Source organism: Vibrio nigripulchritudo, from assembly GCF_027924785.1.
Lineage (GTDB): Bacteria > Pseudomonadota > Gammaproteobacteria > Enterobacterales > Vibrionaceae > Vibrio > Vibrio nigripulchritudo.
On sequence record NZ_AP027049.1, the window covers coordinates 1,760,892 to 1,787,091 of the forward strand.

A 26,200-nucleotide genomic window follows, 5' to 3' on the forward strand; every position below is an offset into this window, starting at 1 on the left:
ACAGATAAATATTCTTATTAATCGATTATTAAAAGATGTTAATAGAAATCCTAATAAGAAATAATGAGTTAGCTCTATTAAGAGTTTTACTCACTCTGATGAGTATCAAAGCAGAGTTTTCTATGAACCATTATTGAGAATTTATTCTCAATAATGAGAATATCAATCAAATAAATCTTTAGTATGAGTAGAATTTATCAATAAGTTACCGATACAGATAACTAATAGTTTTGTAATTAGCTCGATTCGCAAATTGATATTCAGTTCTTATTTTAGGAACAGTATGAAAAATACTCTTAATAATGGTCATTGAATCATTAAGTTAAATTTTTAAACAACTATTTACGATTGATGCAAAATTGAAACACCTTAAGTTTGAGAGCTGGCTCATAAACTTGAAAGAGTAATGAATGAGACATTGCTTCAAACATTTGCTTTTGTGGAGTTAGTTCCATATAGGTGTTAAATTATTAGTTTAACTAATAAAAATCTAATGCGTTATTCATCCTGGCGGAAATACGCAAACAAAAATTAGAGGTTAGCATGGATTCTATTCAGTCTCTTTTATCTTCAGCGATCGCAGGTGTTGGTCAAATGATTGTTATTGACCAGCAAGGAAACATTCGAGTTGTTCCAAAAGGAACCCCACTTTTACCCGGAGAAGTCGTTCTTGAAGCCGACGGTGCTTCCAAAGACGGTGCGGCACCACGAGCGGGTATTGTTGACGATAATCAAGACATCAACCAACTTGAGCTTGATGAAGATATTCAAGAAATTTTCGCAGCCTTAGAAGGCGGAGAAGACCCAACTCAGTTGGACGACGAATTTGCAACTGCTGCGGGTGACGCTTCATCGGGCTCAAGTTTAACTACATCCGGTGAAATCGAGCGTATTGGTGCGCAATCCATTGCAGAAACATCGTTCGATACAGGCAGCTTTGAACGCCAGGGGCTGTCCAGAACCCAAAGCCTGACACTTCTAGAATCCTATCGAATCTTGCTAACCGCCACGACCGATTCGGGTCCAGAAGGTGCTCCTTCTGTTTCTATTCCCGAAGCGGTGAACTCTGTTAATGCTGAAGAAGCAGAGGATGGTGTCGATCTACTAATCACAGTGCCAGCAGGTACAACGAACGAAGACACCATATTTGTCGAAGTTTCGACACCTACTGGTGAATCTGTCTTCATTGAAGTTCCCGTTCCTGATGACTGGGATGGAACCTCTCCAATTGTTGTGACTATTCCGTCAGGAAATTTAAATACAGATGGGAGTTACACGGTAACATCTGAAGTATTTAAGCCAAACGGAGATTCAACCTCTACCAGTGCACCAGTTACTTTCGATTTAGATACAACACCACCGTCTACACCAACAGTGACCATCACAGAAGATGCAAATAACGATGGAACGTTAAGTGATGATGAATTAGACGGTCAGGTAACAGTCACTGTTCAAATCCCGTCCGATGCAGAAGTTGGCGATGTATTAAAAGTGACAGGACAGCCTGACACGATCATCACCCAAGACATGATTAACGCTGGTTCAATCACCTTGGAGTACGACAGACCAGCCGATGGTGAAACCCTTGACATAACAGCCACTATTACCGACCAGGCAGGTAACACCTCTACAGCGGGTAACGATAGTGTTGTAACAGAAGACAATACACCAACAGGTGCACCAACCGTTCAGATTCTTGATGATGCCAACAATGATGGCATATTAACATCTGATGAAAATGACGGTTCGGTGGATGTTCGAATCACACTACCAGAAGGTGTGAAAGTCGGTGACGTTCTTAAAGTGACTGGGCAGCCAGATATTGTCATCAATCAAGAACAGATCGATGTCGGATTTATCACTGTCAGTTACCCAGTTCCCGAGCAAAATGAAACACTAACAGTAAACGCGACAGTAACAGATTCGTCAGGTAATGTGTCCGCAACAGGCAGTGACTCGGTTACTGGTGAGAACATCAATGATAATCCAGTAATTGGCGATGAAAATGGTGATCCTGTTGGTGACTCAATTACTGTATCTGTTAACGAAGATACTACGAAATCAGGTAAGTTAACCGCTTCGGACGTTGATGGAGACGACCTGACGTTTTCAAAAGGCACAGATCCATCCAATGGCACTGTTACTGTTGACGCAGATGGGAACTGGTCTTACACACCGAATGAAAACTACAACGGAAATGACAGCTTTACCGTTGTAGTCAGTGATGGAAACGGTGGTACAGATACCATCACTATCAATGTTGAAGTCGCAGCAGTTAATGACGACCCAACAGCGACCGCTGAAAACGTTGAAGTTAATGAAGACGCAAGCGTAACCGGGCAGATCGAGGCATCTGATGTCGATCTTCCGGCTGGAGAGTCTCTGACCTTTACAACGGATGAAGTTGTGAAAGGTTTGACACTAAATTCAGACGGTTTGTATACATTCGACGCAAGTGAATATGATGATCTGAAAGAAGGTCAGGAGCTCGTCATTAGTGTGCCTGTTACTGTTACAGACGATGCGGGCGGCAGCACTACAACAACACTCACCATTACCGTGACTGGCAGTAACGATCCTGCTGACGTAACGGCGGGTGTTGCAAATCTCACAGAATCCGATTCAGTATTGTCAGCAAACGGGAAGCTTGAAAGTACCGACCCTGATGGTAACGACAATACGTTCAAACCTACAACGATCAATGGTACCTACGGTGTGCTGACTCTTCAGGCAGACGGTACATGGAACTTCGAGTCCCATACAGCTTTGGATGAGCTGGACGCAAACGACAAGGTAACGGAACAATTTGTTGTCGAGACCGAAGACGGAACAAAAACCACCATTGACATCAAAATTCAGGGAACCAACGATGTCCCTGTTGTTGAAACTCAGACTCAAGCCTGGATTTTTGAAGACGACACATCAAAGACCGTAAAAGGCTTTACGGTTAATGACCCTGATGCCAGTGACAGTCATACTTTTACCATTGTTTCCCAACCAGACTCCAGTCTTGGTGAATTTGAAATGCGAGCAGACGGTAGCTGGACGTTTGTCCTAACCGATACCGAAGCCGCTGATAAACTTCCTGAAGGTCATAAGCTCAACGAAGTTTACCAAATCGAAGTCAAAGACTCTCAGGGTGCGACAACAGTCGTAGACGTAACGGTAACCATCATAGGTAAGAACGATGCTGCCGACGTCACCGCAGCATCAAAGACACTTACAGAAACTGATGCAGTGCTAAGAACTAGTGGCACTCTGACGCACACTGATGTTGATGGTGCGGATAACACCTTTAAAGCCGACACTATCGAAGGTGATATCGGCACACTCTACATGCACAAAAGCGGCGAATGGCAGTTTGTTGCTAATGGCACATACGATCATCTAGACGATGGCGAACACGTTACAGAAACCTTTAACGTCTTTACCGAAGACGGTACACCAACAACCATCACCATCCGAATCGACGGCACAAACGACGCACCAGTTGCAGTCGCAGATACCGCTACGACGCAAGAAGATAACACTGTAACTATTGACGTTCTTGCAAACGACACGGACGCCGAAGATAACACCTTAACAATCAAAGAAGCTTCTGTTCCATCAGAACAAGGCACCGTCGCCATAGTCGACGGAAAAATTGTCTTTACACCAGCCGACAATTTCAACGGCGAAGCCACAATTACCTACACAGTAACCGACGGTAAGTTGGATAGCGAACCTTCTACAGTGAAAGTGACCGTAGAAGCGGTTAATGACGAAGTAGGCGCGGTAACGGATTCAAACGAAAACGACAATACTGTTGCCGAAAATGCAGCAATAGGAACAGAAGTAAATATTACAGGTCTTGCTGTCGACCCCGACGGTCAAAAAGTAACTTACTCACTTACTAACGATGCAGATGGTCTATTCACCATCAACCCAGAAACTGGAGTCGTTACCGTAAATGGCGCTCTCGACCACGAAACCTCTGATTCTCACATCATTGAAATCACTGCAACCTCAGAAGACGGCAGCAAATCTAGCCAAACATTCGTCATCAATGTTAGTGATATTGATGAGATTGCACCAGAAGCACCTGGCGTAACCATCACTGAAGACGCGAACAACGATGGTCTGATTAGTGACGCAGAGCTTGACGGGCAAGTGAACGTTACCATTTCGCTAGAAGGTACGAACGCAGTCGCAGGCGACACATTAACGGTAAATGGTACGAATATCTTACTGACTGATGATCATATCAGTGCTGGTGAGGTCCTAACGAGTGTCGATGCACCATCAGAAGGCGAGACACTAACTGTCGAAGCAACCATTACAGATATAGCTGGTAACGTGTCTGAGAAAGGTATTGCTGAAGCGATGGTGGATACCGAAATCGCGGCGCCAGAGTTAGCGCTGAACGCGGACACTGGCAGCAGCGATAGCGACAGCCTCACCAACGATGGTGTGGTGAACGTGACCCTGGCAGACGAAGCGGTCAGCTGGGAATACACCACAGACGGCGGCACGACCTGGGTAACCGGCACAGGCACGAGCTTCACGCTTGCTGAAGCCGAGTACGCGGATGGTGCGGTACAAGTGCGTCAAACCGACGCGGCGGGCAACACCAGTAATGGTGTGTCGCTGGGTGCGGTGACCGTGGATCAAACCATCGCGGCGCCAGAGTTAGCGCTGAACGCGGACACTGGCAGCAGCGATAGCGACAGCCTCACCAACGATGGTGTGGTGAACGTGACCCTGGCAGACGAAGCGGTCAGCTGGGAATACACCACAGACGGCGGCACGACCTGGGTAACCGGCACAGGCACGAGCTTCACGCTTGCTGAAGCCGAGTACGCGGATGGTGCGGTACAAGTGCGTCAAACCGACGCGGCGGGCAACACCAGTAATGGTGTGTCGCTGGGTGCGGTGACCGTGGATCAAACCATCGCGGCGCCAGAGTTAGCGCTGAACGCGGACACTGGCAGCAGCGATAGCGACAGCCTCACCAACGATGGTGTGGTGAACGTGACCCTGGCAGACGAAGCGGTCAGCTGGGAATACACCACAGACGGCGGCACGACCTGGGTAACCGGCACAGGCACGAGCTTCACGCTTGCTGAAGCCGAGTACGCGGATGGTGCGGTACAAGTGCGTCAAACCGACGCGGCGGGCAACACCAGTAATGGTGTGTCGCTGGGTGCGGTGACCGTGGATCAAACCATCGCGGCGCCAGAGTTAGCGCTGAACGCGGACACTGGCAGCAGCGATAGCGACAGCCTCACCAACGATGGTGTGGTGAACGTGACCCTGGCAGACGAAGCGGTCAGCTGGGAATACACCACAGACGGCGGCACGACCTGGGTAACCGGCACAGGCACGAGCTTCACGCTTGCTGAAGCCGAGTACGCGGATGGTGCGGTACAAGTGCGTCAAACCGACGCGGCGGGCAACACCAGTAATGGTGTGTCGCTGGGTGCGGTGACCGTGGATCAAACCATCGCGGCGCCAGAGTTAGCGCTGAACGCGGACACTGGCAGCAGCGATAGCGACAGCCTCACCAACGATGGTGTGGTGAACGTGACCCTGGCAGACGAAGCGGTCAGCTGGGAATACACCACAGACGGCGGCACGACCTGGGTAACCGGCACAGGCACGAGCTTCACGCTTGCTGAAGCCGAGTACGCGGATGGTGCGGTACAAGTGCGTCAAACCGACGCGGCGGGCAACACCAGTAATGGTGTGTCGCTGGGTGCGGTGACCGTGGATCAAACCATCGCGGCGCCAGAGTTAGCGCTGAACGCGGACACTGGCAGCAGCGATAGCGACAGCCTCACCAACGATGGTGTGGTGAACGTGACCCTGGCAGACGAAGCGGTCAGCTGGGAATACACCACAGACGGCGGCACGACCTGGGTAACCGGCACAGGCACGAGCTTCACGCTTGCTGAAGCCGAGTACGCGGATGGTGCGGTACAAGTGCGTCAAACCGACGCGGCGGGCAACACCAGTAATGGTGTGTCGCTGGGTGCGGTGACCGTGGATCAAACCATCGCGGCGCCAGAGTTAGCGCTGAACGCGGACACTGGCAGCAGCGATAGCGACAGCCTCACCAACGATGGTGTGGTGAACGTGACCCTGGCAGACGAAGCGGTCAGCTGGGAATACACCACAGACGGCGGCACGACCTGGGTAACCGGCACAGGCACGAGCTTCACGCTTGCTGAAGCCGAGTACGCGGATGGTGCGGTACAAGTGCGTCAAACCGACGCGGCGGGCAACACCAGTAATGGTGTGTCGCTGGGTGCGGTGACCGTGGATCAAACCATCGCGGCGCCAGAGTTAGCGCTGAACGCGGACACTGGCAGCAGCGATAGCGACAGCCTCACCAACGATGGTGTGGTGAACGTGACCCTGGCAGACGAAGCGGTCAGCTGGGAATACACCACAGACGGCGGCACGACCTGGGTAACCGGCACAGGCACGAGCTTCACGCTTGCTGAAGCCGAGTACGCGGATGGTGCGGTACAAGTGCGTCAAACCGACGCGGCGGGCAACACCAGTAATGGTGTGTCGCTGGGTGCGGTGACCGTGGATCAAACCATCGCGGCGCCAGAGTTAGCGCTGAACGCGGACACTGGCAGCAGCGATAGCGACAGCCTCACCAACGATGGTGTGGTGAACGTGACCCTGGCAGACGAAGCGGTCAGCTGGGAATACACCCAGACGGCGGCACGACCTGGGTAACCGGCACAGGCACGAGCTTCACGCTTGCTGAAGCCGAGTACGCGGATGGTGCGGTACAAGTGCGTCAAACCGACGCGGCGGGCAACACCAGTAATGGTGTGTCGCTGGGTGCGGTGACCGTGGATCAAACCATCGCGGCGCCAGAGTTAGCGCTGAACGCGGACACTGGCAGCAGCGATAGCGACAGCCTCACCAACGATGGTGTGGTGAACGTGACCCTGGCAGACGAAGCGGTCAGCTGGGAATACACCACAGACGGCGGCACGACCTGGGTAACCGGCACAGGCACGAGCTTCACGCTTGCTGAAGCCGAGTACGCGGATGGTGCGGTACAAGTGCGTCAAACCGACGCGGCGGGCAACACCAGTAATGGTGTGTCGCTGGGTGCGGTGACCGTGGATCAAACCATCGCGGCGCCAGAGTTAGCGCTGAACGCGGACACTGGCAGCAGCGATAGCGACAGCCTCACCAACGATGGTGTGGTGAACGTGACCCTGGCAGACGAAGCGGTCAGCTGGGAATACACCACAGACGGCGGCACGACCTGGGTAACCGGCACAGGCACGAGCTTCACGCTTGCTGAAGCCGAGTACGCGGATGGTGCGGTACAAGTGCGTCAAACCGACGCGGCGGGCAACACCAGTAATGGTGTGTCGCTGGGTGCGGTGACCGTGGATCAAACCATCGCGGCGCCAGAGTTAGCGCTGAACGCGGACACTGGCAGCAGCGATAGCGACAGCCTCACCAACGATGGTGTGGTGAACGTGACCCTGGCAGACGAAGCGGTCAGCTGGGAATACACCACAGACGGCGGCACGACCTGGGTAACCGGCACAGGCACGAGCTTCACGCTTGCTGAAGCCGAGTACGCGGATGGTGCGGTACAAGTGCGTCAAACCGACGCGGCGGGCAACACCAGTAATGGTGTGTCGCTGGGTGCGGTGACCGTGGATCAAACCATCGCGGCGCCAGAGTTAGCGCTGAACGCGGACACTGGCAGCAGCGATAGCGACAGCCTCACCAACGATGGTGTGGTGAACGTGACCCTGGCAGACGAAGCGGTCAGCTGGGAATACACCACAGACGGCGGCACGACCTGGGTAACCGGCACAGGCACGAGCTTCACGCTTGCTGAAGCCGAGTACGCGGATGGTGCGGTACAAGTGCGTCAAACCGACGCGGCGGGCAACACCAGTAATGGTGTGTCGCTGGGTGCGGTGACCGTGGATCAAACCATCGCGGCGCCAGAGTTAGCGCTGAACGCGGACACTGGCAGCAGCGATAGCGACAGCCTCACCAACGATGGTGTGGTGAACGTGACCCTGGCAGACGAAGCGGTCAGCTGGGAATACACCACAGACGGCGGCACGACCTGGGTAACCGGCACAGGCACGAGCTTCACGCTTGCTGAAGCCGAGTACGCGGATGGTGCGGTACAAGTGCGTCAAACCGACGCGGCGGGCAACACCAGTAATGGTGTGTCGCTGGGTGCGGTGACCGTGGATCAAACCATCGCGGCGCCAGAGTTAGCGCTGAACGCGGACACTGGCAGCAGCGATAGCGACAGCCTCACCAACGATGGTGTGGTGAACGTGACCCTGGCAGACGAAGCGGTCAGCTGGGAATACACCACAGACGGCGGCACGACCTGGGTAACCGGCACAGGCACGAGCTTCACGCTTGCTGAAGCCGAGTACGCGGATGGTGCGGTACAAGTGCGTCAAACCGACGCGGCGGGCAACACCAGTAATGGTGTGTCGCTGGGTGCGGTGACCGTGGATCAAACCATCGCGGCGCCAGAGTTAGCGCTGAACGCGGACACTGGCAGCAGCGATAGCGACAGCCTCACCAACGATGGTGTGGTGAACGTGACCCTGGCAGACGAAGCGGTCAGCTGGGAATACACCACAGACGGCGGCACGACCTGGGTAACCGGCACAGGCACGAGCTTCACGCTTGCTGAAGCCGAGTACGCGGATGGTGCGGTACAAGTGCGTCAAACCGACGCGGCGGGCAACACCAGTAATGGTGTGTCGCTGGGTGCGGTGACCGTGGATCAAACCATCGCGGCGCCAGAGTTAGCGCTGAACGCGGACACTGGCAGCAGCGATAGCGACAGCCTCACCAACGATGGTGTGGTGAACGTGACCCTGGCAGACGAAGCGGTCAGCTGGGAATACACCACAGACGGCGGCACGACCTGGGTAACCGGCACAGGCACGAGCTTCACGCTTGCTGAAGCCGAGTACGCGGATGGTGCGGTACAAGTGCGTCAAACCGACGCGGCGGGCAACACCAGTAATGGTGTGTCGCTGGGTGCGGTGACCGTGGATCAAACCATCGCGGCGCCAGAGTTAGCGCTGAACGCGGACACTGGCAGCAGCGATAGCGACAGCCTCACCAACGATGGTGTGGTGAACGTGACCCTGGCAGACGAAGCGGTCAGCTGGGAATACACCACAGACGGCGGCACGACCTGGGTAACCGGCACAGGCACGAGCTTCACGCTTGCTGAAGCCGAGTACGCGGATGGTGCGGTACAAGTGCGTCAAACCGACGCGGCGGGCAACACCAGTAATGGTGTGTCGCTGGGTGCGGTGACCGTGGATCAAACCATCGCGGCGCCAGAGTTAGCGCTGAACGCGGACACTGGCAGCAGCGATAGCGACAGCCTCACCAACGATGGTGTGGTGAACGTGACCCTGGCAGACGAAGCGGTCAGCTGGGAATACACCACAGACGGCGGCACGACCTGGGTAACCGGCACAGGCACGAGCTTCACGCTTGCTGAAGCCGAGTACGCGGATGGTGCGGTACAAGTGCGTCAAACCGACGCGGCGGGCAACACCAGTAATGGTGTGTCGCTGGGTGCGGTGACCGTGGATCAAACCATCGCGGCGCCAGAGTTAGCGCTGAACGCGGACACTGGCAGCAGCGATAGCGACAGCCTCACCAACGATGGTGTGGTGAACGTGACCCTGGCAGACGAAGCGGTCAGCTGGGAATACACCACAGACGGCGGCACGACCTGGGTAACCGGCACAGGCACGAGCTTCACGCTTGCTGAAGCCGAGTACGCGGATGGTGCGGTACAAGTGCGTCAAACCGACGCGGCGGGCAACACCAGTAATGGTGTGTCGCTGGGTGCGGTGACCGTGGATCAAACCATCGCGGCGCCAGAGTTAGCGCTGAACGCGGACACTGGCAGCAGCGATAGCGACAGCCTCACCAACGATGGTGTGGTGAACGTGACCCTGGCAGACGAAGCGGTCAGCTGGGAATACACCACAGACGGCGGCACGACCTGGGTAACCGGCACAGGCACGAGCTTCACGCTTGCTGAAGCCGAGTACGCGGATGGTGCGGTACAAGTGCGTCAAACCGACGCGGCGGGCAACACCAGTAATGGTGTGTCGCTGGGTGCGGTGACCGTGGATCAAACCATCGCGGCGCCAGAGTTAGCGCTGAACGCGGACACTGGCAGCAGCGATAGCGACAGCCTCACCAACGATGGTGTGGTGAACGTGACCCTGGCAGACGAAGCGGTCAGCTGGGAATACACCACAGACGGCGGCACGACCTGGGTAACCGGCACAGGCACGAGCTTCACGCTTGCTGAAGCCGAGTACGCGGATGGTGCGGTACAAGTGCGTCAAACCGACGCGGCGGGCAACACCAGTAATGGTGTGTCGCTGGGTGCGGTGACCGTGGATCAAACCATCGCGGCGCCAGAGTTAGCGCTGAACGCGGACACTGGCAGCAGCGATAGCGACAGCCTCACCAACGATGGTGTGGTGAACGTGACCCTGGCAGACGAAGCGGTCAGCTGGGAATACACCACAGACGGCGGCACGACCTGGGTAACCGGCACAGGCACGAGCTTCACGCTTGCTGAAGCCGAGTACGCGGATGGTGCGGTACAAGTGCGTCAAACCGACGCGGCGGGCAACACCAGTAATGGTGTGTCGCTGGGTGCGGTGACCGTGGATCAAACCATCGCGGCGCCAGAGTTAGCGCTGAACGCGGACACTGGCAGCAGCGATAGCGACAGCCTCACCAACGATGGTGTGGTGAACGTGACCCTGGCAGACGAAGCGGTCAGCTGGGAATACACCACAGACGGCGGCACGACCTGGGTAACCGGCACAGGCACGAGCTTCACGCTTGCTGAAGCCGAGTACGCGGATGGTGCGGTACAAGTGCGTCAAACCGACGCGGCGGGCAACACCAGTAATGGTGTGTCGCTGGGTGCGGTGACCGTGGATCAAACCATCGCGGCGCCAACCATCACCAACATCACCGATGATTCGGCGAATAGTGATTACTCTGAAGTGACTCTGCATGGTACGGGTAGTGAAGTCGGTAATACTATTGAGGTATTTGCTAAAGATTCTGACGGTGACTATGTATCTATTGGAACTGCTACCGTCCAGGCTGATTTAAGTTGGACTCTTGATATCTCCAGTATTAGCGTTACGCCGATCAACGACAATGAATTCATGTTTGCTAAGGAAACGGATTCTGCTGGAAATGTGAGTGAGGCATCCGATACCGTTCACTACTACCATGGTAGTTACGACCCAGCTGTTACGGAGTCTTCTGATGACTATGTACTTCTTGGTGGAGGTCGAGATGATCTACAAATGGTTTCTGATGACGATAATGATTACTTTGTCGCGGATGGTGGTGCCCACGATGACAAGGCAATTTTCTCTGAATCCATTGAAAACTATGTGATCAGTGTTAACAGTGCTGGCGAGATTGTAGTATTTGAGCCATCTGAGAATGATACGAACGTATTCCGCGAGTTTGAACGCTTTAAGTTTGGCGATGAGACTTACACAGTTGAACAGCTTCTGAAACCTACGGTTACCATTACCAGCGATGTGAATGACGACGGTGTTCTTGCCGGTTCTGAAGTTGAATCATCTGTAAGCTACCGAGTTGATCTTCCTGCCGGTGCAGCAGTGGGCACAGTTCTGCTTGTAACACTACCTTCCGGAGTTCAGTCTATTACTCTTACAGAGCAGCAGATTGAAGACGGTCAAGTAACTGGTTCTTACACTACACCATCAGAAGGTAGTGATTTCACTATAAGCGTTTCTATTACACATGCGAACGGTCAGGAATACACGTCGTCTGATTCTGTGCATGTGAATGAAGCTCCGGAAGTTAATGATTTCACAGTGTCTTCAACATCCAGTGTCTTCAATATTCCTTTCTCTGGAAATGCGACGGATACAGAAGATGACAGCAGTGCTGACAAGACGACAGACATAGTAGTGACCGAATTACCACAGTTCGGCAGCCTTTATGTCATTAACGAAGATGGTTTCAAAACGAAACTGGAAGTTGGCTCAGTTGTCGCTGATTCAGCTGTCGTTAAATATGAACTTGATAGTGATGTAAATGAAAATCTAAGCTTCGATTCGACAGCATTCAACAACGAAACGCCAATCAATAATTTGTCGGAGATTGCTCTGGATAGCGGAGTAGTTATCACCGGTGGTGTAGTTGGCAATGATGGTTCACTTACACAAGGTACCCTGAATTACGATAGCGACGTAAATGAAGTCGGTATTGGTGTAAATGGTGGTGAAATAGAGAGTGGTAACAAAGAATACGTTTCCATCGACTTCGGTGACAATATCAATGTTACTGAAGCTAACGTATCTTTAGCGAGCCTACATGGACACTATTCAAATGCTGGTTTGGGTATTGATGCCAAGGTTCATATTGAGTTGTACAAAGATGGCGTTCTGCAGACAACTGTAGTTGTAGACTCTTCTAGCGATATCGTAAATTCTCAGTATGTAGCGAATCTGCAGCTTGATGGTGGCTTCGATGAAATCCGCTTGACTACCACAGCGAACCAAAACTCCAACTTTACGCTAACGGGCGTCGAGGTTGTTGACTCTCAAATCAATGATGAGATTGAGTACAAAGCGGTAGATTCAGATGGTCAGGAAAGCGATGGAACAGCTACTGTCGATATCAGTATCCCTAGCTCTGAATCCGCTTTGGAACGTGCCCCAGTCGTAAACGGAGACGCTGATTTCGGTAGCTCGGACGAAGATAATGCATTCATCATTGACGCAGCTAAACTTCAAATCCTGCTCAATACTGCTACCGACGAAAATCAGGATGACTTGTTCATTTCTTCACTGTCTGTAGATGAGTCTAAAGGTGAGCTGGTCGTTACCAATAACGCTCAAGGTGAGGTAACTGGCGCTGTATTCTATCCAAATGAAGACATGGCGGCTGAAGACATCAAGTTTGATTTCACTGTTAGTGATGGAAAACTATCAGACACTGGCTCTGCTTATTTAGACGTAGCTCCTGTAGCAGATGCACCTGAAGTTGATGTGTCAATTGCGGGAGATGCAGAGCGAAATTACGATGACTTCCCAACATGGGGTATATCGACGGAAGATTTCCAAACAGGAAACTTTGATAAGTCACAGTTTAATATTGCTAACGAGAAAACGGACAGTAAAACCTGGGCAGAAACGATACATGGCACATCGGGTAATGACTACATTGTGAGTACCCATGGTGGAGGTGACTCTATCTATGGAGATGTTCACCAAAATTACCACAACGATGGTGACGATATCTTGGTGGGCAGCGATGATACTAATGGTGAGTCTCTGTATGGAGGTAATGGAAAGGATATCCTCGTTTCTGGACTGGGTGTTGACTCTCTACACGGAGGCACAGGAGCAGATATTGCGATTTTGCCTGGTAAATCGACAGACTACACAGTAACGAAAGGATCGGGTTATAGCTCTAACGATAAGTGGTTTGATTTCACCAGTGTAGAAAATGGCGTTGAAGTCACTAAGGCTCTGCATGACATCGAGACGGTTCAGTTCGAAGACGGTATTTACACACTGAATTCAACAACGGGTGAGCTCGTTCTTGTTGAGCCAACTTCGACAGAATACCCATTGGAAATTGAAGCGTCACTAAATGACACCGACGGAAGTGAATCACTAAGTCAAATCGAAATATCAGGTCTTGTGCAAGGCGACGTATTGAAAGGAAGTGATGGTTCTGTGTTGGGCACTGCAGGTTCGAATGGCACTATCACTTTGACCGGTCCTTGGGATTCTGATGCCACCAAAGTTACCCTGACAGGGTTAACTTTAGTTTCTTCTGCATCTAATGCATCTGAAATAACGGTTACAGCTACTTCTCAGGAAGGAAGTGATACATCGAATACCGCGACAGCAGATGACTCAATTGTGTTGAGTGATTTTGTAGGAACAACCATTGGGGGAGACGGGCAGACTTACACGACCGGAGACACTCATGACACTGTAGTAGGTGATACAACAGGTACTGTTGTTACTCATGGTCAGGACTACAATATCGCCTTCATGGTTGATACATCAGGGAGTATGGGTAGCAGTAATATTGATGACATCGAAGACCAACTTGAGAAGGTCTTTGAAAGTTTGATCAACAGCGCTAAAGGTGAGCACTCTGGAACGGTTAACGTCATGCTAGTCGATTTCGACACTCTGGCGCATACCAGCGTGAGCGTAAATCTAGCGGATCCAGACGCGGAAGATAAGCTGGAAGACGTATTGGATAGTCTCAGATCTGGAGGCGGGACAAACTATGAAGATGCATTCACTGTGACAAACAATTGGTTTGAAACTGTGAAGACAACGCATCCAGATGCGAACAATATGGCTTACTTTATCACCGATGGACGCCCGACTTATTACACTACTGATGTTACCGATCCTTTGGTTTACAACAGCAGCTACAACAGTAACGATCGAACGTTGAGTGATATCTTGGGCAATTCAGATTATGTCCCTGGTCAATCTTATTCATACCAAGGCAAGCTGATTATTGATACGTATGGAAGAGTTTATAGCTATAACTCTTGGTCAAGCGACGCGACTTTCCAAGGCTATATGCGTCCAGATGGTACGGGTGAGCACGAGTTTGTTCAAATCGCTGGCCCAGGGTACTACGCAGACAGCAACACGATTTCGAATGCAAATTCTGGTTTTGACTTACTTGAAAACAGCGGAGTCACCGTTGAAGCGATAGGTATCGGGAATAGCCTTGATGAAAATCAGTTGAAGGACTTTGATACTGATGGCAACGTTCAGGCGAATGTTGATGCTGATGATCTAGCTGAAGCGATTCTAGGGCATTCAGAAGATAAGCTTCCGGGTGAAGATACCATTGATGCTGGTGCTGGCGATGACATTCTGTTTGGTGACTCAATCCACATGGCAGGAGTAAGCAGTCAGGGTTATGAAGGTATTAAAGAGTATGTTGCTGGCAAACTGGGTGTAGTTGAGGTGTCCGATGCGCAAGTTCATAACTACATCACTGAAAACGTGAATGAGTTCAACCAATCTACCGACAAAGATAAGGCTGATACCTTATATGGCGGGTCTGGTGATGACATCATGTTCGGTCAGGGAGGCAATGATTCACTGTACGGTGGAGCAGGTAATGACATCTTGTTAGGCGGGTTAGGCAACGATATCTTAACTGGTGGTGACGACGCTGACGTGTTCAAATGGGTTAAAACTGATTTGGATGGCAGCACGGACCGTATTACCGACTTCCATATCGATGATGGTGATAAGCTGGACTTAAGCGATCTGTTCTCAGATTTATCTGATTCAGAAGTAACGTCCTTGCTAGACAACATTAAAGGTTCTGTGGATGGCGATGACAGCGGATCAAGCATTACTGTTAACAAAGATGGAAATTCAGTCACGATAGACTTTGACGGTGTGTCGGCGACAGATTTGACCAACAACTTAACCACAATTCTTTTGATTAAAGACGATTGATAAAAATAAAAAATGCCGGGATAAAAATCCCGGCATTTTTTTTAACGTCTGATTTTACAGAACCTTACATGCAAAACCTTTAAGGTAAAAACCTTCAGGGTACGCGGTGTCGACTGGATGGTCGGCTGCCTGTTCAAATCTTTCAACAAACTTTACGCTTCTACCCGCATCAACAGCTGCATCTGCAATGATCTTCTGAAACAGATCGTTTTCCATCAATCCTGAACACGAATAGGTGAGTAGTGTGCCACCTGGCTTTAAGATTTGCATCGCCAGCATGTTGATGTCTTTGTACCCACGGCAAGCGCCATTAAGCTGAGATTTCGACTCGGCAAACTTAGGGGGATCCATAATAACAACATCAAACATTGTGCCCTGATCCCGGTATTCACGAAGAAGCTTAAATACATCGGCGTTAAGAAAGACTGCACGCTTTTTAGAAACATCAAAACCGTTTTGTTCTGCATTCAATTTAGCGGTATCTAGAGCTGGTTGAGACACGTCTGCATTAATGACTCGGCTCGCTTCTCCTTTCATTGCGTACAGCCCGAATCCGCCCGTGTAAGAGAAGCAATTCAGTACCTCTTTGCCTTTTACATACTTCATCGCCTGTTGGCGACTGTCTCTTTGATCAAGGTAAAACCCTGTTTTATGCCCGTTTACGATATCGACGTTAATTTTTACGCCATTTTCTTCAATCGAAACAAACTTAGGCGGCAGTTCGCCATGTAATACACCAACGGCTTCTTCTAAGCCTTCTTTCTTGCGCACAGAGACATCAGAACGCTCGTAAACGTTGTGATTAGGAAAGCAGGCAACCAGAGCTTTGACTAGGTTCTCTTTATGATACTCCGCGCCTGCGCTCAATAGTTGACATACCAAGTAGTTGTCATACTTGTCTATGGTAATACCCGGAAGACCATCGGATTCAGCGGCAATCAAACGGTATCCAGTGAGACCATCTCTTTCAATGATGTCTTCGCGGAGCAACTGAGCATCATTCAAACGTTTTTCAAAGAATGCCTGATCGACTGAATCCGATTTATCGAAAGTCCAGACACGGGCACGAATTTGAGATTTTGGTGAGAATGCTGCTTTTGCTAACCATTGACCATTGTGAGAAAAAACATCCACGGTTTCACCTAAGACAGGCTCTCCAGTCACTTTCTCTATACCACGAGAAAAAATCCATGGGTGCTTGCGACGCAATGATTTATCGCGTCCCTTTGCTAGGTGTATAGCTGGAGTCATAATTTTGCCTGAAGTAAAAATAGGATAGGGGCGGTATTTTGGGACACCAAAAGGGGAATTGCAAACGGTGATGGAAATAAAAAGGGCTGCACCTGCAGCCCTTAGAAATCAAAATTGAATTACGCTTTCAATCCGGTGAGCAACTTTTCCATTTGGTTACTCTGATTTCTCAGACTTTCAATATTGCTATTGGCTGACTGAATTAGATTGTTGACCTCTGCTGACTGGTCGCGAATGGCTTCGACGCTAGAAGCGATGCTGTCTGCCACAACGCCTTGTTCTTCAGCAGCGGTTGCAATTTGAGTACTGCTGTCAGAAATGACTTCATTCTTTGATGACAAGCTTCCTATCTCTGTATCGACTTCGTTCATCAGCGATTGACCTCGGGATGCATTTTCAACCGTGACTTCCATTAGTTTCGTCAGAGAAGAACTATTGTTTTGAAGTGACTCAATCATCGTTTGGATCTCAACAGTAGCCTGCTGTGCTCGCCCTGCCAGACTTCTGACTTCATCTGCAACTACGGCAAATCCGCGACCTTGTTCTCCAGCCCGAGCTGCTTCTATCGCAGCATTCAGCGCGAGAAGGTTTGTCTGTTCGGAGATTGAACCAATGGTTGCGACTACTTCATCAATTTGTGCTGCGTTGGCATCAAGTTCTGCAACAGCCTGAGCGGCTGACTGAATTTCAGTACTAAGACTAGAAATTGACGTTAGTGTATCGGCAACCTTCTTTTGCCCACCTAACGCAACCAGTTTTGCCTCTTCTGTTTGAGAGCTTGAATCCTGCGCCAACGAAGCAACTTCACGAATAGTTGTCGCCATTTCCTCAGACGCACTAGCCAAAGAATCAAGGTTCGACTGTTGCTGAGAAGAGATTCCATAGCTGGCAGTTGAAGACTGATTCAGCTCTGAACTTATTTGTTGCATTAGCGCGACAGATTCTTGCATCGCCAGCACTAGCTTTTGTTCACGCTCAGAAACTTTATCTATGTTAATGGCAATGACGCTAAATTCGTCCCTTACTGGGAAGTAATTCATTCGGTTAGTCAGGTCGCCATTGGATAGAGTGGATAGCGCCTTGTTTGCGGAGAACATTGCTCCACCAATGAAGGTCATAATATAGTAGACACCAAGCGCGACGATTAGCAGGCTTACCAAAATGGACGTCAGCTGTATGCCCGAAAGAGACGAAACAAGGTCACTTGATGGGCTTGCGATCAACGAGAATTGCCCGTCCGAAGTAGAAACAGAGTTAGATCCCGAACCAAGCTGGATATTAGGTGATTGAGCAATAATAAAATGAATATCTTTCTTATTTAGCTCAGAATTTTCAATTAGACTCGTGACTGTTTTCAGTTCCTGCGCAATCGTTTGCTCGACAAGTCGATTAGCAGCATGGTTAAGAACAGAAGATACAATGATAATCGCGAGAGTGGGAAGAAGAAAAAGCAGATAGAACTTCTCTTGAATTTTCAGATGGATAAGGTACTTATCTATCCATCGAAATGGTATTTCTTTCATGAGTAAAGCAGTTCCTTTTGTGAACATCTAACGGAGTTTTATTAATGGATCACACTATACCATTCAATAATTTGAAGGAATATATACATGTCTCAAAAGTCTATAAAGTTTTTCGTTAAAGGATTAGTGCAGGGAGTCGGTTTTCGCTACCACACTGCACATCAGGGTCTTAAACTGGGCTTGGCTGGTTACGCTAAAAACTTGAATAATGGTGATGTTGAAGTATTGGCAAGCGGGCAAATGAGCCAAATCAATGAGTTGGCATTGTGGTTAGAAAAGGGACCAAGAACGGCTAGGGTAGATTCGGTGACAGCCAGTGAAGTCGAATTTGAAGCTCACACTGGCTTTGAAATATTGTGACGAAGTGTTACAAGCATTTGGCTGGTTTAGGCAGACCAGCTAATTTGGTTGCTTGTTTTGCTGGACCCTGACGAAATAGTTTAAAAAGGTACTTGCTGTTTCCTTTTTCTGGTCCGTGCTCCTTTTCAATTGCTTTTACTAACATTCGTACAGCAGGTGAGGTATTAAACTCTTCATAAAACTTACGAACAAAACGAATGACTTCCCAATGAGCTTCTGTCAGCTCGATTCCTTCTTTCTCTGCAAGTAAAGGCACCAATTCTTCATTCCAGTCTTGGTGATTACACAAGTAGCCTTGTGCGTCAGTCTCGATTTGTTTTCCTTGATATTCCAGCATAGTCATCAATCATAGAAAATTATGGTCGCGTAGATTAGCGCAGTTAACTTCAAGTTGAAAGTACAAAAAAAGCCCGGCTTTAAAAGCCAGGCTTAGAGTAAATCTCGGACGCAAATTAGTCGTCGTTCATGATACCCAATATGCTCAACAAACTGATAAACATATTGTAGATAGAAACATACAAAGTAACCGTAGCTGAGATGTAGTTTGTTTCGCCACCGCGAATGATACTTTGTGTTGTCATTAGGATTGCCATTGTTGAGAAGACAATAAACAAGCTGCTAAGTGCCAAGCTCAAAACAGGTGACTGGAAGAAGAAGCTTGCGATCATCCCGCCAATCAACACTACGAACAAGGACAGCATCAATCCACCTAGAACAGACAGGTCTCGCTTAGTCGTCATTGCATACGCAGAAGCTCCGATAAAGGCAAGTGCCGTACCACCAAGAGCTGTAACGATTGCTTCTCCCATACCCGCGCCAATGTAAGCGTTTAAGATAGGTCCAAGCGTGTATCCCATGAAGCCTGTAAACAGAAACGTGAATACAAGTCCCATTGAGTTATTTCTATTCTTTTCAGTCAAGAAAAGAAGACCATAGAACCCTACAAGGGTAATAATGATTCCGGGATGTGGGAGATTCATTGCCATGGAAACGCCAGCAACACCAGCAGACCAAAGCAGGGTAAGGGATAGAAGGAAGTAAGTATTTCGCAATACCTTGTTGGTTTGGATCAGACTCTCTGTGTTGCGAGAATTTGATACTATTGGACCGTTCATAATGTTCCTCATCAGGTGACACGTTATTTATAAGACATTTATGGCGCTTAAAGTTCCAAAAATCAAGGGCTCGCAGCGTCTCATGTCTAAAAAATGGTACGAATTATAAAGAGATATGCATTAAACTGTTTGTAACAATTTGTTAATGCTAAGGCTCATAGAGTTTTGCCTCGAGATTAAACGAAAAAATAAGGCGGCAAATGCCGCCTTATCAATACAATGAATCTTGCCATTAATGGTGAAGAATCTGACTCAAGAAATTCTGAGTTCGGTCGGATTGAGGGTTTTCGAAGAAATCCACTGGATTATTTTCTTCAATGATTTCACCCGCATCCATAAAGATAACTCGGTCAGCGACTTCTTTTGCGAAACCCATTTCGTGAGTTACACAAAGCATCGTCATACCTTCGCCAGCAAGCTCTACCATTACATCCAGAACTTCACGCACCATTTCGGGGTCAAGTGCAGATGTCGGCTCATCAAACAGCATGACTTGTGGACTCATGCACAATGAACGTGCAATGGCCACACGCTGCTGCTGACCACCAGAAAGCTGACCTGGGAATTTGTCTGCCTGGTCTGGGATCTTCACGCGCTCTAGGTATTTCATCGCAATCGCTTCGGCTTCCTCTTTAGGCATTTTCTTAACCCAAATTGGTGCCAGCGTGCAGTTTTCCAAAACAGTCAGGTGGGGGAAGAGGTTAAAGTGCTGGAAACACATACCCACTTCACGTCTAACAGCTTCGATGTTTTTTAAATCTTCAGTCAGCTCTGTTCCTGAAACAATGATTTGACCTTTCTGGTGTTCTTCTAAACGGTTGATGCAGCGAATCATTGTAGACTTGCCGGATCCTGAAGGACCACAGATAACAATTTTTTCACCCTTCTTCACGTCCAGGTTTATGTTCTTCAATACGTGGAACTCGCCGTACCACTTATTCATGTCCTTCAACTGGATCATGTATTCTTCTTGTTGCGTCATAATACGTCCTTGAACCTGTTAATTATCGTTTGTGACCGGTATGAAGTTTGTTCTCTAGCCATATCGAGTATCTCGACATGCCAAAACAGAACACCCAGAACACTAACGCGACAAATACGTAACTTTCTGTGGCGAAACCTAACCATTCCGGGTCGGTGTTCGCTGCCTGACCAATACCCAGTACGTCAAACATACCAATGATAAGTACAAGACTGGTGTCTTTAAATAGACCAATGAAAGTATTAACAATTGATGGAATCGTGATTTTAAGTGCTTGAGGCAGAATAATTAACCCCATTTTTTTCCAATATGACAATCCTAGGGCATCAGCCGCTTCATATTGTCCTTTTGGAATAGCCTGAAGACCACCACGGATTACTTCTGCCATATATGCGGCACTAAACATTACCACACCGATAAGTGCGCGTAGCAATTTATCTGTTTCTGAACCTTCAGACATAAACAAAGGCAGCATAACAGATGCCATGAATAGGACGGTAATCAGTGGAACACCACGCCACACTTCAATGTACACAGTACACAGGCTTCGAATGATCGGCATTTCTGAACGTCTACCCAATGCCAATGCTACACCGATTGGAAGCGATACAATGATACCAACCAAGGCAATGATGAGTGTAACTAGCAGACCACCCCATTTGTGGGTATCGACCACTTCAAGACCAAACACACCACCATATAGCAAACCAGCGGCTAGGAATGGGTATACATTAACGAAAAATAACCAGATCCAGGTTCTTTTTGGCGTACCTTCATAAGCCAGCAGTGCAACGAAGATAGCTAATGTTGCAAAGAATAGCTGAGGTCTCCACAGTTCTTCAGCAGGGTAGAACCCGTACATAAACTGGTCCCAGCGGACACTGATGAATACCCAGCAAGCTCCGTCTCGGGTACAGTCTTCTCGGGTAAGCCCTGTCCAGTCTGCTGAAAGAAATGCCCAGTCGACAATATTCCAAGTGGCGACAATGGTTATATAACCCAAAATCAAGGTAACAATAGAGTTAACCGGACCGTTAAAAAGATTTTTTCTTGCCCAGCCAACAACGCCTACTGTGTTAGCCGGCGGTGGAAGGTCGGGCTGAAATTGATGCTGCTTCATACTATCTCTCCACCAATGCTACTTTGCGGTTGTAGACATTCATCAACGCAGACGTCACCAGGCTCAGGGTCAGATAAACGGCCATTGTCATGGCAATAATTTCAATCGCCTGACCAGTTTGATTGAGAGTGGTACCTGCGAATACTGACACCAAGTCTGGGTAACCAATAGCCATCGCCAAAGATGAGTTTTTGGTTAAGTTAAGATATTGGCTAGTCAGTGGAGGAATAATGATTCTTAAAGCTTGAGGAATGACAACAAGCTTAAGCGTTTTCGAACGTGGAAGCCCAAGTGCCATTGCTGCTTCAGTCTGACCATGGCTTACTGCGTTAATACCAGATCGAACGATCTCAGCAATAAATGATGCGGTGTAAACGCTCAACGCGATCAACAGTGCTGCAAGTTCAGGGAGAATGGACACACCACCCCGGAAGTTAAACCCTTTCAGTACGGGGTATTCGGCGCTGATAGGCATACCAGCAAGCAGATAGGCAATAAAAGGAAGACCGACAATCAACCCAAAGCCAATCAGTCCAACAGGCGTCTGTTGCCCCGTTAGCTTTTGCTTATTCTTCGCCCAGACACTGATCACGATGGTGGCAATAATACCAGCGATCAATGCAACGAAGATAATACCACTGCCGTCTTCGAAAACCGGGCTAGGCATGTACAAACCACGGACGTTCAGGAATATCGCTTCGCCTAAACTGATACTTTGTCTTGGAGAAGGCAGAGCCTGAAGAACAGCAAAGTACCAAAAAAAGATTTGCAGAAGTAGAGGAACGTTGCGGAATACTTCGATATATACCGCTGCGATTCTGCTGACAAGCCAGTTACTGGATAACCTGGCAATACCAACAAAAAATCCAAGAACCGTCGCGACTATGATCCCGAGAACAGATACGAGAGCGGTGTTTAAAAGACCAACAACAAAAGTTCTGCCGTAAGAGAAGGTTTCATCATACTCGATCAGAGTAAGGCCAATCCCAAAGCCTGCTTCCTGTGAAAGAAAATCAAAACCAGTGGCAATGCCCCGAGCATCAAGATTGCTCAGTGCGTTGTTGATAATGGTGTAAAAGAAACTCGCCAATGCGGTAACAGCAATAACCTGAAACACAATTGAGCGAAACGTAGGATTATAGAGAAGATTTGTGTTCTGTGCCGGTTTATCCGAGCCAGTCACTTTTTTATCAGTAGGTTGCATACAACTATAACCTCAAATCCATGTAGCTAAATCTATGTAACAAAAGGGCGGCAAACACCGCCCTTTTTATTTAATTATAATAATCAGTAATTTAGCGGATTGGTGGCGCGTACATAAAGCCGCCTGCATTCCACAGTGCATTCACACCGCGAGAAATTTGAAGCGGAGAACCTTTACCTACTGTGCGCTCGAAGCTTTCGCCGTAGTTACCTACTTGCTTAACGATTTGGTAACCCCAATCGTCAGCTAGACCAAGACCTTTACCCTTAGGGCCGTCTACGCCAAGAATACGCTTAACGTTTGGATCTTTAGATTTCAGCATCTGGTCAGCATTCTTAGAAGTAATGCCGTATTCTTCAGCGTTAACCATTGTGTTAAGAGTCCACTTCGCGATGTTAAACCAAACATCGTCACCCTGACGTACAACAGGACCTAGAGGCTCTTTAGAGATGATTTCAGGAAGAACGACTGCAGAAGCCGGATCTTTCAGGTTCAGACGAAGTGCGTACAGACCAGATTGGTCAGTTGTAAGAACATCACAACGACCGGAGTCGAAACCTTTTGAAGTTTGCGCCGCTGTATCGAATACAACTGGCTTGTAAGACATGCCCTGGTTGCGGAAGTAATCAGCCAGGTTCAACTCTGTTGTTGTACCAGACTGAACACATACAGATGCGCCATCCAGTTCCTTAGCACTGCTGATACCAAGATCTTTCTTAACCATGAAACCTTGACCGTCGTAGTAGTTTACGCCAACAAAGTTCAGACCAAGAGCCGTATCACGGTGCAATGTCCAAGTGGTGTTACGAGATAGAACGTCAATTTCACCAGACTGAAGTGCGGTGAAACGTTCTTTTGCAGTTAGGGGTACGTATTTAACTTTTGACTTATCGCCCAAAACTGCAGCGGCTAGTGCCTGACAGTATTCAACGTCAATACCTTCCCATTCACCTTTAGAGTTAGGGTTAGAAAATCCTGGTAGACCGGTACTTACTCCACACTGGAGGAAGCCCTTAGACTTAACCTTATCTAAAGTGCCATCTGCTGCGTGAGCGGTGGTTGCCATCATGGCGGCTGAAGCAGCAACTACGGAAGCAAGAATAGTGAGTTTCTTTGCCATTTGAATCCTTCCTGTATCATCCATGTAAAACCAATCGAAATCGGTTCACGTTAAGTTGTGTTAGTGTTTTATGCTGTTGTGGTAGCAGTACGGCACGCTATTCACACAGCTATTTATAAGCGTAGGAAAGGATTTGAAATTTCTCAAATTATTAATTTAAAAGAATTTTTGAGTGCAATTGCAAATCCGGACGTATTTAGAATGACGAAATGTAATACGAATGTAAATAGTGCAAGAGCGCTACAAAATTGTGCGTTAGAGTTTTTATTGCTGTCAGAGGTCATTAATTAGCCATTGATATTGCTATGAAATTATTTACTAGATGATATATCTCGCAATAAGTAGAAATTTGAATGATGATCTCTGGATGATTATTGACCACATATCCCTAATGCCCCCTTTTTGTTAGTATTAGGGAATCACGAAATTCATTGCAAAGGAATAGGATGCGATATTTCCCGTTATTTTTTGACTTAAATCACAAGCCAGTATTGGTAGTAGGAGGGGGAGAGGTTGCATCTAGAAAGGTAGATTCACTGCTCAGAGCTGGTGCAGACGTTACGATCATTTCTCCAAAAATTGACCCTTATCTCCAAAAGCTGGTCGAAGAGCAAAAATGCCATTGGGTAAAAGCCTTTTATAGCCCGGATATGATGACAGATTATATCCAGGTTTGGGCAACGACCGATAACCCAGAACTGAATCATAAAGTTCATGCCGATGCCAAGCATAAAGGCATCATGGTGAATGTGGTTGATGACCAACCATACTGCGACTTTATTACGCCATCTATGGTTAACCGTGGTCGAATTCAAATTGCCATTTCAAGTGGTGGGGCGTCACCAGTACTGGTTCGAAACATTCGCGAGAAGCTGGAGTCGCTGTTATCTCAGAACATCAGTCTGCTTGCTGAATTTGCCGCATCTAAAAGAAACAGCATCAAAGAATCGCTTCCTTCGGTAGATTCGCGTAGGAAGTTCTGGGAAGCGTTCTTCTCAGATCCTAAGCTAGATACTGTTGAAGACAGGGCATATCTTGAAGAGTTATACGAAGCGCGCCTAAAAGACACGGACTATGACAGCGGATCTATGACATGGTTGGAATACAGTGATGACGTAGAGTTGATGTCAATTAAAGGACTAAGGCTGATGCAACAGGCTGAGCTTGTTTTAGCACACAAAGATTGCCCGTTTGAATTTGTTGATTTGTGCCGTCGTGATGCGGAGCGAGAAACATTTTCTAGCTATGCTGAGCTTTCTGCCAAGCTCGCACATTCTGAGATTCCTTCTCTTCGTGTTGTGGTCTTCTTCCCGAAAGGTGAACAACACAACCCAGAGCTCAAGATTCTGGCTCAAAACCAGACTTTGATAGAGATTGCCGCTACAAGATAGAAAGCAGATAAAACAAAAGGCTTCATTCAATGAAGCCTTTTTTATAAAGTTAACTGCAAATTGCGAGATACCCGCTTGAAACGCTGAGTTAGTCTCGGAAGTTTTCGTATTGGAAAGGCTGACCGAGGTCTGACTGCTTAATCAGAGCAATCACAGCTTGCAGGTCGTCACGCTTTTTACCCGTTACGCGTACTTTCTCGCCCTGGACAGCAGCTTGAACTTTTAATTTGGCGTCTTTGATTGCCTTAACAACCTTCTTCGCCATCTCTTTGTCGATACCTTGCTTGAATAGTACCGTTTGGTTCCAGGTTTTACCTGTTGCATCCGCTTTCTGTGAGTCCATTGAGTTTACATCCACCCCACGTTTGGTGAGATTACCACGTAAGATGTCTCTCATCTGCTTTAACTGGAACTCTGCTTCTGCACTAAGTTTTACAGTTTCGTCTTTCAGCTCAAAGCTAGCTTCAACGCCACGGAAGTCGAAACGTGTAGCCAGCTCACGATTGGCATTATCTACCGCATTACGAAGTTCAACGGTGTCAATTTCAGAAATAATGTCAAAAGAAGGCATGGA

Annotated in this window: 13 protein-coding genes; 4 read left to right on the top strand and 9 right to left on the bottom strand. The window is 48.5% G+C overall.

Going from position 1 to position 26,200, the window contains the following annotated elements; genetic code table 11:
• Window positions 1-543: 543 nt before the first annotated feature.
• Both QMG91_RS08110 and QMG91_RS08115 read left to right on the top strand, forming a co-directional pair.
• Window positions 544-6,729: a VCBS domain-containing protein gene (locus QMG91_RS08110; protein ID WP_281870226.1), complete on the top strand. Its 6,186-nt coding sequence runs from the start codon at window positions 544-546 to the stop codon at window positions 6,727-6,729.
• Between the two features lie 59 nt (window positions 6,730-6,788).
• Entirely contained in the window at window positions 6,789-15,560 is an 8,772-nt protein-coding gene (locus QMG91_RS08115) for a VWA domain-containing protein (protein ID WP_281870227.1), read from the top strand.
• 54 nt (window positions 15,561-15,614) lie between these two features.
• Here QMG91_RS08115 and QMG91_RS08120 read toward each other — a convergent pair whose 3' ends face one another.
• Together QMG91_RS08120 and QMG91_RS08125 are read right to left on the bottom strand one after the other, a co-directional pair.
• A complete protein-coding gene (locus QMG91_RS08120; RefSeq protein ID WP_281830192.1) occupies window positions 15,615-16,811 on the bottom strand; it encodes a class I SAM-dependent methyltransferase in 1,197 nt (398 codons plus the stop codon).
• 119 nt (window positions 16,812-16,930) lie between these two features.
• Window positions 16,931-18,334 (bottom strand): methyl-accepting chemotaxis protein, encoded by a 1,404-nt coding sequence (locus tag QMG91_RS08125; protein ID WP_281830194.1) that lies wholly within the window; start codon window positions 18,332-18,334, stop codon window positions 16,931-16,933.
• A gap of 87 nt (window positions 18,335-18,421) precedes the next feature.
• Between QMG91_RS08125 and yccX the strand changes: the two genes are divergently transcribed.
• Window positions 18,422-18,694, top strand: a complete 273-nt coding sequence (gene yccX / locus QMG91_RS08130; protein WP_004399707.1) for an acylphosphatase — start codon at window positions 18,422-18,424, stop codon at window positions 18,692-18,694.
• Between the two features lie 7 nt (window positions 18,695-18,701).
• Here yccX and QMG91_RS08135 read toward each other — a convergent pair whose 3' ends face one another.
• The 6 genes from QMG91_RS08135 to QMG91_RS08160 form a co-directional block, all read right to left on the bottom strand.
• Window positions 18,702-19,031, bottom strand: a complete 330-nt coding sequence (locus QMG91_RS08135; RefSeq protein WP_004399706.1) for a TusE/DsrC/DsvC family sulfur relay protein — start codon at window positions 19,029-19,031, stop codon at window positions 18,702-18,704.
• A 115-nt stretch (window positions 19,032-19,146) separates the two neighbouring features.
• Window positions 19,147-19,809, bottom strand: a complete 663-nt coding sequence (locus QMG91_RS08140; RefSeq protein WP_022550783.1) for a Bax inhibitor-1/YccA family protein — start codon at window positions 19,807-19,809, stop codon at window positions 19,147-19,149.
• A 232-nt stretch (window positions 19,810-20,041) separates the two neighbouring features.
• Window positions 20,042-20,791, bottom strand: coding sequence for an amino acid ABC transporter ATP-binding protein (locus QMG91_RS08145; RefSeq protein ID WP_022550782.1), 750 nt, complete (start codon window positions 20,789-20,791; stop codon window positions 20,042-20,044).
• Between the two features lie 22 nt (window positions 20,792-20,813).
• Window positions 20,814-21,911, bottom strand: a complete 1,098-nt coding sequence (locus QMG91_RS08150; RefSeq protein ID WP_004399703.1) for an amino acid ABC transporter permease — start codon at window positions 21,909-21,911, stop codon at window positions 20,814-20,816.
• 1 nt (window position 21,912) lies between these two features.
• On the bottom strand, window positions 21,913-23,115 hold the full coding sequence (locus tag QMG91_RS08155) for an amino acid ABC transporter permease (RefSeq protein WP_004399702.1): 1,203 nt from the start codon (window positions 23,113-23,115) through the stop codon (window positions 21,913-21,915).
• Window positions 23,116-23,206: 91 nt separating this feature from the next.
• Window positions 23,207-24,235, bottom strand: a complete 1,029-nt coding sequence (locus QMG91_RS08160) for an amino acid ABC transporter substrate-binding protein (protein ID WP_004399701.1) — start codon at window positions 24,233-24,235, stop codon at window positions 23,207-23,209.
• Window positions 24,236-24,681: 446 nt separating this feature from the next.
• Here QMG91_RS08160 and QMG91_RS08165 point away from each other — a divergent pair, with 446 nt between their 5' ends.
• Entirely contained in the window at window positions 24,682-25,626 is a 945-nt protein-coding gene (locus QMG91_RS08165) for a precorrin-2 dehydrogenase/sirohydrochlorin ferrochelatase family protein (RefSeq protein WP_022608257.1), read from the top strand.
• A gap of 88 nt (window positions 25,627-25,714) precedes the next feature.
• On the opposite strand, the gene QMG91_RS08170 is transcribed toward QMG91_RS08165, so the two are convergent.
• On the bottom strand, window positions 25,715-26,197 hold the full coding sequence (locus tag QMG91_RS08170) for a YajQ family cyclic di-GMP-binding protein (protein ID WP_004399699.1): 483 nt from the start codon (window positions 26,195-26,197) through the stop codon (window positions 25,715-25,717).
• Window positions 26,198-26,200 lie beyond the last annotated feature (3 nt).

What these genes read in the sequence shown, in the direction of transcription:
- QMG91_RS08110 (WP_281870226.1), top strand. Translation starts at nt 544, where the DNA reads ATGGATTCTATTCAGTCTCTTTTATCTTCAGCGATCGCAGGTGTTGGT.
- QMG91_RS08120 (WP_281830192.1), bottom strand. Translation starts at nt 16,811, where the DNA reads ATGACTCCAGCTATACACCTAGCAAAGGGACGCGATAAATCATTGCGT.
- QMG91_RS08125 (WP_281830194.1), bottom strand. Translation starts at nt 18,334, where the DNA reads ATGAAAGAAATACCATTTCGATGGATAGATAAGTACCTTATCCATCTG.
- yccX (WP_004399707.1), top strand. Translation starts at nt 18,422, where the DNA reads ATGTCTCAAAAGTCTATAAAGTTTTTCGTTAAAGGATTAGTGCAGGGA.
- QMG91_RS08135 (WP_004399706.1), bottom strand. Translation starts at nt 19,031, where the DNA reads ATGCTGGAATATCAAGGAAAACAAATCGAGACTGACGCACAAGGCTAC.
- QMG91_RS08140 (WP_022550783.1), bottom strand. Translation starts at nt 19,809, where the DNA reads ATGAACGGTCCAATAGTATCAAATTCTCGCAACACAGAGAGTCTGATC.
- QMG91_RS08145 (WP_022550782.1), bottom strand. Translation starts at nt 20,791, where the DNA reads ATGACGCAACAAGAAGAATACATGATCCAGTTGAAGGACATGAATAAG.
- QMG91_RS08150 (WP_004399703.1), bottom strand. Translation starts at nt 21,911, where the DNA reads ATGAAGCAGCATCAATTTCAGCCCGACCTTCCACCGCCGGCTAACACA.
- QMG91_RS08155 (WP_004399702.1), bottom strand. Translation starts at nt 23,115, where the DNA reads ATGCAACCTACTGATAAAAAAGTGACTGGCTCGGATAAACCGGCACAG.
- QMG91_RS08160 (WP_004399701.1), bottom strand. Translation starts at nt 24,235, where the DNA reads ATGGCAAAGAAACTCACTATTCTTGCTTCCGTAGTTGCTGCTTCAGCC.
- QMG91_RS08165 (WP_022608257.1), top strand. Translation starts at nt 24,682, where the DNA reads ATGCGATATTTCCCGTTATTTTTTGACTTAAATCACAAGCCAGTATTG.
- QMG91_RS08170 (WP_004399699.1), bottom strand. Translation starts at nt 26,197, where the DNA reads ATGCCTTCTTTTGACATTATTTCTGAAATTGACACCGTTGAACTTCGT.